Consider the following 13611-nt stretch of genomic DNA (forward strand, 5'->3'; position numbering starts at 1 on the left):
TTTATTTATCGCTCTCCTATACCTCCTTTTAACATTAAATTTATTCGCCATGAAATTGATTAATAAGCTATTTTGTTTTACTTGTTTACTGGTATTGGTTAGCCTCTTTTCTTGTAAGGATGATGAAGAGCCAGAGAAAACAAAGACAGAACTACTTACCCAAAATTGGAAATTAATTAAACTTACGGCCAATGGTTCTGATCAGCCCACTGATGGATACACGATTAGGTTTACGGCTTCCAACAGCTATACTGCTAGAGGTGCATTACTTTCGGTCCAAGAAACCGGGACCTGGGCCTTTAATTCCTCAGAATCTGAGATCTTACTGAATGGTGGCCCCGATAAATTCCTAATCAACAGCCTTACAGATACCCAAATGACCCTGACCATCAATCAGACCAATTATAAAGCTGGAGCTGTGGCGTTGAAGATGGAGTTTGGGTTGTAATAGGGTTAGTCTAAACTAATATCAATATCCAAGGTAATGTGGTATAATGGATAAACTTATATTTGTCCATTATACCACATTTTTCACCTCTTAATTTAGTTCGATTAGTTTGATTGAAATAACCATTTTTATTTTTAATTATTAAAATACTCTATTTATTTGTAGAGGGCTAAAACCTCATCAGAATGTTTGTTGTCGCTTAATATTTTCGTTCTAATTTTGTCAAATTGTTCATATTTAATATAGAATTCTATGCAAGTCTTATGAATATGTATGTTATTTGAGTGTAGGGTTGCTGTTTTATATAATTTATAAACATCTTCAGGTCCAATATTAAATTTTTTTGTTAATTTATTTTCTTTTACCATTCCCATTTCAAAGTAAATAGATCCAAATACTTCTGCATACTCAGATTTAAACCAGAACAATTGAATTTTATTAAAAATTTTGGTAAGAAATTTCTCATATTCTTCTGGTGAAAATAAATTTTTGTATCCTAAAAGTATTACAGCTGCTATGTATTCGAAAAATATAATTCTTCCGGGTTTGTTTTCATCGAGATTCTCATTTATGATTCTATTTTCTCTGGAGAGATTCCATTTACTGACTAATTGATGAATAATTGAACCATTTTGGTGATCCATAGGGTTCTCCCGTTTCATTTTTAGCTTAGTTTCTTCATAACTTTTACCCAAGGCAAGAGAAATTGTAGATATCACATGGTGGTCAACATATTTAGTATATTTCTTGTAGTAATAAATAACAGATAAACAGAGGTTTACTTCCAATAATTGATAGTTGTTATTTAATAATTTGCTAAAAATATTTATTGACTTTCTGCCATCTTTTCTGAGGGAAAGCCTAATCGCAGTTGTCCATAAAAAAATATTTTTAATAGGTTCCATGAATTCATTACCAAGTAAATTAATATGAAAGGTTATAGGTCCATGAGTATTTGACTCCCAGAAATAGCAAATTTCAGGTTTTAAGGCATAGCTTGAAAGATGGATTTGATTATTGTGGTCTAGTCTTCCCCAAATTACTAAATCAGCATGATAAGTGTTGCCTATTTCCTTAGCGTTTTTCCATCCAATTTTCCCCTCATCAAGAGGTGGTTGTTTGATTATTTCTAAATTTAATAGGGATTCTTTTTGAAGCAAATTTAACTCATATTCTAATAAATCTACAACAACATAGGGGTGTGAGTAGGGTTCCAAAAATGGCAAAAGTATTATTTTTATTTTCTCAGAAGCGGAGAAATATTTTCTGATAAAGGAATTAAAATTTTTATACTCAACCAAATTAGCTACTTGATCGAGAAATTCTATTGTTGGAAACTGGAGCTGTTTACCTGGTTTTATTTCTCGGAACTTACCTTTTCTTGCTCCATGCCAAAAAAGGTAACATGCTCTATTGCTATCATTAGTAAATGGGTAGTCTTCTGGATTTTTGTCTGTTAATATATAAATTAAAAAATCTCTACATTCCTGACTTACTTTGTCTTTTTCTCCCAACGGGACATATTTATTGGGATCATTCGTAAAACCGTAGCAGTTATTGGATTCATACTCATAATCCATGAATTGTACCACTTTTTCCTGGACCTTAGTAGCCAATTTGTAAAGTGGAATATACAGGTAATTTTCTTCGCCCCAATGTTTTATTAATAGCGGATTTTTTTCAATTAGATTTCGGTAAGACATCTATCTTGTGTGTTTTTTTAAGTTTATTCTATTTAGTTAGATAAAAAAATTAATTAATAAATTTTATTCATAGATTGAATTTTACTATACATGAATCGATACCATTTCATACATAGTTTATAATTTGTTATTAATGGAGTTAGAATTTCTATTAATTATCAACAGAATTATATTATTAATATTTTTATTAGTCAGTATATATAACTGTAAATACTTATAAAATCTTGTATATATTCTTTTAATTCGCTATATTAGTAATTGTTAAACGATTCAAAAGGAGTCGTTCCTAAGTGTTCAGGGAAACCTAATGAACCGTCTTGATATGTGGCCACAGGGCATTGTGAAAAACCGGATCGCTTCCTCGGAATGGAGCAATGCCCTTTAAATAGAGAAGCTTAACCTAAACTGTAAGGTTATGTGTACTATTAAATATTTGCTAAAGCTATTATTGTTAATTTCATCATTAACTTTTAGTAGCTGTGGATTGATAGATGATGAGGATGCCAATCCTAAAACCCAAGAAACCTCAACAAGACCTGTAGATGATCCAGGTAGAGGGAATTAATATTAGCAAAAGAAGGGTCTAAAGTGTTTTAGACCCTTTTTTATTTGGTAATAAGTTAGGGAATGTTGAAAAACTGGTCATTCATTTTTTCGTAAAAGTGATCAATTACTTCGTGAAACTGTTAAACTAATTCGACAAGCTTTTGATTAATAACTTATTTAACTCAAATTGTGTTATTATTATAATAATTAGTTGTAATGTTTACTTGGTTAGCATTTTTTTACCATTTACTTTAAACACCAATTGATGCCTTGTCCCTTGATGTGTGATGCTCTTTATTTCGGCTTTTAGATCCAAGGCAAATTTTTCTATAAGTTTGGTGCCGGTGCCTTTACCTTTCTGTCCACTGAAACCAACCCCGTTGTCCTGATAATCAATAGTGATATTTTGATCTTGTAGCTGAATCACAATTGTAATCTTAGGCTGTCCAATACTTTCAAAGGCATACTTTAAGCTGTTGTAAATCCATTCCGTCAATATCATTGAGATGGGAATTACAACTTCCACCAGTAGCACGATTTCAGCAGTTTGATGGTATACAATCTTCACATTTCGATTTTCTTTTGCTAACATTTCCCGGTGTTGTTGCATCAGGCCTTGGAGGAATTCCTGTAAGGGGACCTCTTGCTCATCTTCTATACTAAACAAGTACCTTTCCAGAGAAGCCGCAGCGTACAGGAGTTGTGTAGACCTCAACATTTCCTGTTGGGCAGTATTGTCCGGTACCCTTCTGGCAATTTCCTTAATTATACTCTGTAGCCGCATGATATTATTGGCAGTTCGGTGTCGCAATTCGGTTTGTTGAAGGCTGATGGTTTTGTTTTTAGCTCCAATAATTTGCGTTAGTCGTTTTTGGCGGTTAAGGTTTCTGAAAATCCAAAAGAGAAACAAGGTCAAGATTATTCCAAGGAATGCAAGGAACAAGCTGGTTTGCTGAAACTTGCTGCTTTGTAAGGCAAATAATTCTGCTTCCTGAGAGATTTTCTGATTTTCAAATTCCTTTTCACGTAAAAGATAAATATTGCTTATTTCTTCTACTTTTAATTTTTCATCCTGAAACAATTGGTTGTTCAAGGAGTCCAAAGATCTGTAGGTAACCAATGCCTGTTCGTATTGCTTGGTACTTTCCAATAATTTAAAACGAAGCTCTAAATTATCAACCATTAATTCCTTATCGGAAATTTCCTGAAGTATATGCAGGGCAGAGTCCAAGTGTAAGGCTGCCTTGTTTGTGCTGGCTTTTTTTAGCCAATAATCTGCAAAGTTATTGTGGCTAATTGCTAGACCCTGTAGGTCCTTGTTCAAATGGTTGATATGGTAAGACTTTAAGATATATGGGTAGGCTTCCTCAATCTTTTCTTGATCCAATAGCACGACCCCTATATTATTGTAAGTTGCTGTTCTGTCCTTAGCTAAGGCCGGAGTTGAATTAATATCCAAGTTCACTAATTCTAAAACCGATTTAAAATAATAAAGACTGGAATCCAAATTGTTAAAATGTTGAAAACTTACTCCCAAATTGTTTAGTAAATTGGCAGCCTTACTGGTGTCTCCTAGATACCGGTATAAACCTAAGGACTTGTGAAACAGCTCCAAAGATTTGGATTTATTTTGTGTATTTCTGTAAAGATTTCCCATAGAATTATATAAAGCAGCTTCCCTGGGAAGGTCTGTTTCAGCAAGCTTCAGGGCATCAAGCGCTTCTTGGTAATTTTCAATAGCCAAACCATAAAGACCTAAATATTGATAGTTTAGTCCTATACTTCGGAGAAATGTACAGGTACGCTTGTGGTCAGCTTGCGCTTTGGTATAGGTTAAGGCCTCCTTATAGCTATCAATGCTGTTTTGATATTTACCAAGATGGAACAAAACATAGCCCAAGTCTGCATTGTATTGTCTTAGATGGGTGGTGTCTTTAAAGTTAATCTCATTCAAAGCCCTTTCAAGCAATACTTTTGCTTCACCATATTCTCCTTCATTTATGCTAATATCTATTTTTTTATCTATCGGAGATTTATGGGCTTGGATTTGAGCATTGTAAAATAAATATGCTATAAGTAATAAAGTTATGTAGAAATTAGGTAAAATATTTTTCATTTGAGTAGAATCTTTAAAGGGAAATGACGGGCGATTGAATTGTTGGGTTTTATAAATATCTTTTTTCTTTACCATATATCCAATTTATCGTTGTCCAAACCTTAATTTTTATACAATTAAATTCACTCTCACGAATTTTATTGTTGGTTTTACACTATTATATAGGAGGTTCACGAATTTTAGTTCCACTATTACTTCTCAAGCTTTACCTTGTAAGTGTTTAAGAATGGAGATAGACACTCCAAATTATTTAGAATTCTCTTAAATGGGAAAAGGACCTGGGAAACCAGGTCCTTTGATTGAATAATTCACTATAAAAGAAAGCCTATCCCGACTTAGTAATAATAGAAAGAATCTCTTCCAGGTTCATCCTCCGCTTCGGTACTATGATAGTATATCTGTCTTTGTGGTAATGAAGTATTCTCACTTGCCGGATAGTCACGACTTCCAATGCTTGAAAACAACAAAATCTCGAATAATAATTTGAAATTTATCATTTGTTTAATGGTTTTATATAAAAGATTTATTTAAGGGATTGAGGTGAATGGTGTCGTCAATTGATGCCTCAATCCAAGCCTGCTGGCTTATAGTTTCGTCTAGAGAATCCTGTTAGATATCTTATCGAAACTCAGGCATTTATATCTTATATATAGCAAAAAATATTCCTAAACTAAGAAAAAATGGTAATAAACAAAGAGGTTGGAAGAAGTGAATTTACCGGTTGAAGAGGGTTAAAATATTTGTAAAGAGGTGAAATATACTTGTCAAGAGGCTAGAAGGAGAAGTCAAGAGGATAAACTAAGGGATGCAGATTTGATTTTATTTTTGGGTGATTTTAATTATATTTAAAATGACTTTTTTTACTGTTGTAAACCCTTTGTAAAAATATACTTGTATGCCATATTTGGATTATATTGAAAGTCATCCACTATTTGAAAAATACCAAAATAACAATAGGTACGACGCTAAAAATAAATGGAGATATGAACCATTTTATGTTTTAGGTAAAAAGGTTGAACAAAGAGTAAAGCAATTTTTATTGTATGAAAGAGAGAAGTACATTGATACCTTCAAAGACAGGTACTCTAAAGAATTAGCAGACTATATCCCATTCAATGAAGTTGGCGCTGTTAACAAACATCAAAAATGGCACCTTAGATCAATGGTAGAGGATCTATTAGGAGAGGATCATTGGCCCTATAAGTCTAATGAAAACAAAGTGGCTGCTGATTTTTGGAATGCAGCTTTGTATTATATAGAGGATGTGGATAAGGAGGATAAGGATCTGCCAGCTTTTTCAAGTATGAGGGTTCTTAATGTCATTGCTAAATTATGTAGATATGTAGATTTTGATGATTTTATTCGCCAATGTTTTTCAAAAGACCTTGAGATAGACATTGTTTTATTGCCTTTTTTTTGTCAAGATTCTCTGTGCGCTCAATTGGAGGATGAATTGGAGCACATCTGTAAAGAGCTAAAACAATGTCCTGAGTATGATTTAAATATTGAACGACTTCCGGTTGAAAAGTTTTCGGGCTTTACTCAATTTACAAATAGAGATGCTGAAAAGCATAGTGATGAAAAAATGGCAGATTTTGTGATTTGGGGCAAAATGTTGAGCCCTAGCGAAGTCACATTAACTTTGAAAATATTAAAATCGGATATTGATTTTTTTGGAGATGGTTTCAGTTTAAAAACAGATAACTTTAAATTTTTAACCTTTATAGGAGAGTTTAGGTCAAAACTTAAACAGATGATTTCATGGGCTTCTGCAATCCGGCATTTTTATCAGGGGAATTATGCTGAATCCATTGCCTTATTAAAAGATTTATTGGACTCGGGATATGAGGAAATTGAATTGAATTTTCGTATCGCAGTGCTCTACGACCTAATGGAACAATCTGTAGACGCTAACCATTATTATTGCAAAACCCTGAATCTTGTAGGGGTAAAAAAAGTTATAAATGGTTTTCAAGGTCTATTTGACCTTAATTTCTTTCAAGTGATAGAGGCTATAACCACTGATTACATTAGAGTTAATGGAGATTATATCAATAAGGAAAAACTTTTAGATCCTAATATAATGATTAATGAAGTTTTGATGCTAATGATTTTTGAAATCGTGAGGGTGAATCTTGCGCTTAAAAATAAAGAGGATTTACCTAAGGAGGTTTTTGAACGGGTTTTAGTAAAGACTATCAATCAAATTCAGCCCAGTTGGTTAAAAACCAAGTACAAGGATCTTTTCGGAAAAGCTTATTTTGAATTGGGCGTAATCAATGAGAATAGGTTAAAGGAACCAGGGGATATCGACCCGGAACATGTATATATTTTTTATGAAAATGCTGCTTTGAATCTGGATATAAAACATACGGAGCTACATGACAATTGCATACAATTTTTTAAGAAATACCGAAGGTTAAAAAGGATAATCGAAAGAATGGAAGGAAGTATGGAAAATGGTAATCCTTTGCTGATTAAATACAAAAAGAGCTTTTAACCAAAATTATATTCTTTGTTTATTGCTGAAAATTGTACCAAACCCCTGTTAATTTAAGAATTCGATCACTTAAAATAATGAAGGTTTGGCAATAGTTTATGGCATTGGAATGTCAACTTATCTTCTATAATCTATAGAAAGCAATATTTTAAAGTGAATATTCTCCATTCCCCCTTTTTTCTATGCATTTTTAATTTATTGTCATTAGATTTATGGGAGATCAGATGAGATAACATGAATCAAGGACATAAAATCCTAGTGGTAGGAAGTGCAAATACTGATATGGTAATAAGAGTGGATGAATTTCCTTCAGCAGGTCAGACCTTGATGGGACACAGCTTTCTGTTGAACCCTGGGGGTAAAGGTGCCAATCAAGCCGTGGCAGCAGCAAGGCTGGGAGGAAAGGTAGCCATGATGGCAAGGTTAGGAAATGACTTGTTTGGCAAACAAACGATTGAAAATTTTAAGAAAGAGGGGCTCAATGTGGAGGGGGTAGTACTTGACAATAAATTGCCTTCCGGTGTGGCTCAAATTGTAGTCGACAAATCAGGAGAAAACACCATTGTGGTAGCAGGAGGCTCCAATTTGGCATTGAATACCAGACAGATCAAAAAGTATTTTGGCTTGGTGCAAGAAGCCGAAATAATCCTTTTGCAATTGGAAATACCTATAGAAACCGTTTTATATGTTGCAAAAAAAGCTTCAGGCTTGGGTAAGAAAGTAATACTGAATCCGGCTCCTGCAAGTAAACTTTCCGATAAATTATATGCTTCAATTTACGCCATAACCCCCAATGAAACGGAAACTAAATTTTTGACAGGGATCAATATAACCGGAGAAAAAAGTGCGCAACATGCTGCGGATTTTTTTCATGACAAAGGGGTTAAGGTAGTCATCATAACCCTGGGCGCTGCAGGTGCCTTTCTTTCCACGGCAGATTATTCCGGTACCATTGCCACTTCTGAGGTGGAAGCTGTTGATACAACTGCCGCCGGAGACACCTTCAACGGCGCCTTGGCCGCCGCGCTATCCAATGAAATGAGTTGGGAAGAGGCAGTGGCTTTTGCCAATAAGGCCGCAGCTTTGTCAGTGACCAAACATGGAGCGCAAGCTTCTGTGCCATTTTTGCAAGACCTTAAAGTCTAATTGCCTGAAATTAAAAAAATAGATCTCTTACATTATATAAACTGCCCATGAATAAGTATAACATTGTCCTAATATTAGCCCTTGTTTTAATAGGATTTACCAGCTGTCAAAAATCCCTTGAATCTACTAAACATCGGGTGCTTTTTGATACAGATGCCAACAACGAATTGGATGATCAACATGCCATGGCTTATTTGTTTTTTAATGGTGATGTATTTGACGTGGTAGGAATAACAGTCAACGCAACCAGAAATGGAGGGAAAATAGACGGACACTATAAGGAAGCCAGAAGAATAATGGACCTCTGCAATGTGTATCCATCCATGCCTTTACACAAAGGGGCAAATGCATCGTTTGAAGAAATCAGAAAAAACTTGGGCAAGGCAGATTTTGATGGAGCTGAGGCGGTCAACTTTATCATTGAAGAAGCCCACAAAAAATCAGATGAAAAACTCATACTATTGCCGGTAGGAAAATTGACCAATATTGCCTTGGCATTAGAAAAAGATCCATCTATTGCCGATAAAGTAAGAATCGTATGGTTAGGGTCCAATTACCCCTATCCCGGCGAGTACAACCAAGACAACGATGAAGCTTCGCTAAATTATATTTTAAATGTTGACGTGCCTTTCGAAATGGTTTTGGTAAGAGGAGGGAAGGAAACAGGTACTGCCGCAGTTTCTTCCAATAGGGCAGAGATCAATAGTGTAATGCCGGGTAAAGGGCCTCTTGCAGAGAAACCCATCACTGGCCGACATGGGGATACCTTCGACCACTTTGGGGATTATTCTGTAAACCTGTATAGCAATATTCATACTTACGATGAAGCAGGAACCAGACCTTTGTATGACATGGCCGCAGTGGCTATAGTGAAGAACCCTTCTTGGGCTGAGAAAAAAGAAATTCCTGCACCGCTTTTGGTAGATGGTGAATGGCAAGAAAGACCAGACAATCCTAGAAAAGTGATGATATGGGAGAATTTTAACAAAGAAGCCATTATGGGAGATTTCTTTGATAGGATGGAAAACTATGTACTGGTTACCCCATAAATTTTTAAAAAAAAATATCCGATCAATATCAGTTTAAATAATTATCACCCTTGTTATCCAACTAATTTGCAATTAACATAACCCTTGACCCAATGTTTATAATCAACGATTACCCTTTGGCTGTCTTTTTTTGCTTTATTACCATGCTATGTTGGGGCTCATGGGCCAATACACAAAAACTGGCGGAGGGTAACTGGAGATTTGAGTTGTTTTACTGGGATTATGTACTCGGTATCGTCCTGTTATCCCTAATTTTTGGATTAACCTTAGGAAGTATCGGCGAGGGAGGTCGATCGTTTTTGGATGATTTGGGCCAGGCAGTCCCTACGAGTTATTGGAGGGCTTTGGCTGGAGGAGCAGTTTTTAACTTAGCCAATATCTTAATAGTAGCAGCAATATCTCTTTCCGGCATGGCCGTAGCTTTTCCTGTAGGCATTGGCTTGGCCTTGGTTTTGGGTGTTTTAATAAACTACATTTCAGAGCAAAAAGGTGATCCTATTCTATTGTTTTTAGGCGTCGCCTTGGTAACCGTGGCCATAATATTGGACGCTATGGCTTATAAGAAAAACAGTATGGACAAAGCTAAAAATGTATCCAAAGGGCTTAAACTGGCCCTGCTCGGAGGTCTTTTAATGTCTTTTTTCTATTTTTTAGTCCAGCAGTCCATGTCCTTAAACTTTCAAATTCCGGAGCCAGGTAAGTTCACACCTTATAGCGCTGTATTTGTGTTTTCCCTAGGCATCCTATTGAGTAATTTTGTTTTCAATACCATTCTTATGAAGAAGCCTGTTGATGGAACTCCTGTGGGCTACGGGGATTATTTCTCAGGGAATTTAAAAGTCCATTTGGTTGGTATTTTAGGCGGGGCAATTTGGTGTGTGGGAATGGCCTTTAGCATCATCGCATCAGAACAGGCAGGGCCAGCCATTTCCTATGGGCTGGGTCAGGGGGCTACCATGGTGGCAGCATTTTGGGGAGTATTCGTTTGGAAAGAATTTAAAGGAGCCAGCCCAAGCACTCAAACCATGCTTCAGAGTATGTTTGCCTGCTTTATCATAGGGATCATTATCATCATTTATGCCGGAATATAGGAAATGAACTTCCAGTTTAAGGGTTTTGAATAGGTAGCCATAACTGAATATTAAAGCTTGGGCTACATTTTTTGCGTAAGTGCTAATTGTAGGCTCCTCTATGGTGTTCAACCTTCCAGGATTTTCTCACAGGCCTCCTTACAATTGTTGCAGGCAATTGCGCAATTCTTGCAGTGGTCGTGTTCATGTTGACTACACTCTTCTGCACATCTCTTACACACACTGACACAGAATCGCAAGAGGTCGTCTATCGGTCCATAAGACATGGAAAGTATTTTGGCTGTGCTCGCACAAACTTCTGCACACACTCGATCGGTTCTAATGCAAGCAAGCATCTGCCCCACATTTTCTTCATCCAAGCAAGCATCTGCACAAAAATTACAGGCTATGGCACAATCATTTAAAGTTTTGATTAAGGCTTCATTTTTCATGACTTTGTAATTTAGGTTAGTTTTTTTAACCATTAATCCCAAAAATTATGCCTCTTTGGTATTTGTTACCTGGAGAATTCCAGAAAAGCCAGCTTACCAATTGTTGATATGATTCTGTCTGCTTCAGCTAATTCTGAGAAGTTTTCAACCATTACCGTAATGAAAATGGGCTTTTTACCAAAAATGATCCCTGCATCCCCACGGACATAATCCAAAGTCCCTGTTTTATGGGCGATGGCTACCTCTTCCGGTATTAGATGAGGTAAACCTGCGGTGTCCTCACAGTTTTTTAGGTATTCTATAACCTTTAAGCTTAGCTTTTTAGAAAGCAAGTCCCCATTGTAAAGATCAAGTAGTAGCCTGTTTATTTCTTCCGGGCTTAAGTAATTTTGCTTACCCTTTTCTATGGCCTCAAAATCCATCATGAACCTATTCAATTGCGTAGTCTTGAAACCATTTTCCTTCAACCACCTTTGGAATGCCTCCAATCCCAACTTTCTAATAATAATATTGGTGGCCGTGTTGTCACTAACCCTGATCATTTCTTTTACCAGGTATTCATAAGTAACACTTAAACCGGAAGGTTTAAATTGCAATTCACCGGCCCCGCCCACCTTGTCCTTATTTTTGAGGTGATAGCGATCTTGCAGAGAGAAAGTACCATCTGACATCTTTTGCATAAAGTAGATAAGCAATGGTACTTTAATGATACTTGCAGAAGGGATCTTTTTATCCGGGTCAGCCTTAGAAAGAATGTTCCCATGTTTGTTCTGGATAATGTAAGATAATGAAATAGAGGGGTCTAAGTTAGCCAAATATTCTTTTAACGACTGTTGTCCGGCAGCAGGTTGGGCAAATAAACACAGCAATATCAATGGTACACTTAATAAATGGAAATAGTATTTCAATCCCGCCATAATTGTCATATTGCCGGATATTCATAGGATGATTGCAGGCCTAATGGAATGCCTAAAGTCCAGTAAATCAACAAAAATATGGTCCAGATAATAAGTAAGTATACGGAATAAGGTACCATGATAGAAACCAACGTACCGATCCCCGTCTTTTTCACATATTTCTGACAGAAAATCACTACCAATGGGAAATAGGGAAGTAAGGGGGTGATAATGTTTGAGACAGAATCGCCAATCCTATAAGCGGCTTGGGTAAGGTCAGGAGAAATTCCCAATTGCATTAGCATGGGAACAAATACTGGGCTTATCAATGCCCACTTGGCTGACGCCGAGCCCACCAAAAGGTTGACAAAAGCACTGAGAAAAATTATACCCACCACCGTTACCTGGGAAGGCAATTGTAGGCTTTTCAGGAATGCTGCTCCTTTCAATGCCGTCATGGCTCCGATATTTGATTGTGAAAAGGCATCAATAAACAAGGCACAAAAGAAGGCCATGACAATATAATGGGCCATGCTCCCCATAGATTTGCTCATGGACGCTATTACATCTGCAGAGGATTTATAAGATTTTGAAAGAAAGCCGAAAATAATTCCAGGTATCCAAAATATAAGGAAAATCAAAGGCACTATCGAACGCATTAATGGTGCAGCAAAAGAGGTGATTTCTCCGGACTCACTTCTTAAGCTGGAGTCTATAGGGTATGCCCAGAAGAACAGACCGATAAGACCTAGGACCATGACCAAGCTAGCGACTTTAAAGGCAGTTTTTTCTTTAGGTTGCAATTCCTCCATTTTGGGTATGTCGGATAAATCTTTATCTACCGGGTTGGTTCGGATTAGGCGAGGCTCTATGATTCTATCTGTTAAATACCAGCCGACACCTACCACTACTATACTTGATATTCCAGTAAAGAGGATATTGTTTAATGGGTTAAGGCTTATGGATGGGTCTAAGATTTGAGCTGCTGATTGAGTGAAACTTTGGAGTAGCGGGTCAATGGCCGATGGGATAAAATTGGCACTAAACCCTCCTGAAACACCTGCGAAGGTTGCGGCAATTCCGGCTAGCGGATGCCGGCCTGCCGCATAAAATATTATTCCTCCCAAAGGGATTACTAAAACATATCCTGCATCTGCAGCAGTGTGGCTTACAATGGCCACTAAAATTAAAATAGGGGTTAGCAGACTTCTTGGAGTAAAACTCAAGAGGTATTTTAACCCCGCATTGATAAAACCTGAATACTCTGCTACACCTACTCCAAGCATAGCCAATAATACCACACCCAAAGGAGGAAAATTGATAAACACAACAATCATTCGAGAAAGAAAATCTGCCAATTTCTCCCCAGTGAGTAGGTTTTGAATAAACAATTTCTCCCCTGTTCTTGGATCAATCTCCCCAAAATCTATAGGAGCCAAGAGTGCTGAAAGTATCCATGTTACTAACATTAACACAAGAAATAAAACAGCAGGGTCCGGCAACCTATTACCCGCTTTTTCGATTGCATTTAAAAACCTGTCTTGTAGGCCTCTTTTCATGTTGGCTTTTCCCATTTTGCTGAGGTTAAATTCAAAAATAAGAAAGGAAACTGATAAATGATGAAAAGCGGTTTGAAATCTTAAATTGTGGTTTTGTAAAGCTAGGATTTGAAATTCAGGTTTGCT

At 36.5% G+C, this 13611-nt stretch carries 11 protein-coding genes; 6 read left to right on the top strand and 5 right to left on the bottom strand.

Features of this window, described 5'->3' with window-relative positions:
• Positions 1-49: 49 nt before the first annotated feature.
• Positions 50-448 (top strand): hypothetical protein, encoded by a 399-nt coding sequence (locus ACYVHJ_RS01580; RefSeq protein ID WP_460511945.1) that lies wholly within the window; start codon positions 50-52, stop codon positions 446-448.
• 155 nt (positions 449-603) lie between these two features.
• On the opposite strand, the gene ACYVHJ_RS01585 is transcribed toward ACYVHJ_RS01580, so the two are convergent.
• Positions 604-2151, bottom strand: coding sequence for a hypothetical protein (locus ACYVHJ_RS01585; protein ID WP_460511947.1), 1548 nt, complete (start codon positions 2149-2151; stop codon positions 604-606).
• Positions 2152-2566: 415 nt separating this feature from the next.
• On the opposite strand from ACYVHJ_RS01585, the gene ACYVHJ_RS01590 reads away from it, so the two are divergent.
• A complete protein-coding gene (locus ACYVHJ_RS01590) occupies positions 2567-2716 on the top strand; it encodes a hypothetical protein (RefSeq protein ID WP_460511949.1) in 150 nt (49 codons plus the stop codon).
• Positions 2717-2917: 201 nt separating this feature from the next.
• Here the strand turns inward: ACYVHJ_RS01590 and ACYVHJ_RS01595 are convergent, their stop codons facing one another.
• Entirely contained in the window at positions 2918-4813 is a 1896-nt protein-coding gene (locus tag ACYVHJ_RS01595) for a tetratricopeptide repeat-containing sensor histidine kinase (protein WP_460511951.1), read from the bottom strand.
• 895 nt (positions 4814-5708) lie between these two features.
• On the opposite strand from ACYVHJ_RS01595, the gene ACYVHJ_RS01600 reads away from it, so the two are divergent.
• From ACYVHJ_RS01600 to ACYVHJ_RS01615, 4 genes are all read left to right on the top strand, one after another.
• Positions 5709-7313 (top strand): hypothetical protein, encoded by a 1605-nt coding sequence (locus ACYVHJ_RS01600; RefSeq protein ID WP_460511953.1) that lies wholly within the window; start codon positions 5709-5711, stop codon positions 7311-7313.
• A gap of 234 nt (positions 7314-7547) precedes the next feature.
• Positions 7548-8459 carry a ribokinase gene (gene rbsK / locus ACYVHJ_RS01605; RefSeq protein WP_460511955.1) on the top strand — a complete coding sequence of 304 codons (912 nt, stop codon included), beginning with the start codon at positions 7548-7550 and terminating at the stop codon, positions 8457-8459.
• 47 nt (positions 8460-8506) lie between these two features.
• Positions 8507-9508, top strand: coding sequence for a nucleoside hydrolase (locus tag ACYVHJ_RS01610; protein ID WP_460511957.1), 1002 nt, complete (start codon positions 8507-8509; stop codon positions 9506-9508).
• Positions 9509-9600: 92 nt separating this feature from the next.
• A complete protein-coding gene (locus ACYVHJ_RS01615; protein ID WP_460511961.1) occupies positions 9601-10599 on the top strand; it encodes a GRP family sugar transporter in 999 nt (332 codons plus the stop codon).
• A gap of 107 nt (positions 10600-10706) precedes the next feature.
• Here ACYVHJ_RS01615 and ACYVHJ_RS01620 read toward each other — a convergent pair whose 3' ends face one another.
• The 3 genes from ACYVHJ_RS01620 to ACYVHJ_RS01630 all read right to left on the bottom strand — a co-directional run bounded on the left by ACYVHJ_RS01620 (position 10707) and on the right by ACYVHJ_RS01630 (position 13500).
• Complete coding sequence (locus ACYVHJ_RS01620) at positions 10707-11030, bottom strand: four-helix bundle copper-binding protein (protein ID WP_460511963.1); 324 nt, start codon at positions 11028-11030, stop codon at positions 10707-10709.
• A 65-nt stretch (positions 11031-11095) separates the two neighbouring features.
• Positions 11096-11956 (bottom strand): serine hydrolase, encoded by an 861-nt coding sequence (locus tag ACYVHJ_RS01625; RefSeq protein WP_460511965.1) that lies wholly within the window; start codon positions 11954-11956, stop codon positions 11096-11098.
• The gene (locus ACYVHJ_RS01630; protein WP_460511967.1) at positions 11953-13500 is read right to left on the bottom strand and encodes an AbgT family transporter; all 1548 of its coding nucleotides are present in this window, start codon (positions 13498-13500) and stop codon (positions 11953-11955) included. Before ACYVHJ_RS01630 ends, ACYVHJ_RS01625 begins: the two co-directional genes overlap by 4 nt.
• Positions 13501-13611: the final 111 nt, after the last annotated feature.

Source organism: Cyclobacterium sediminis (assembly GCF_054781075.1).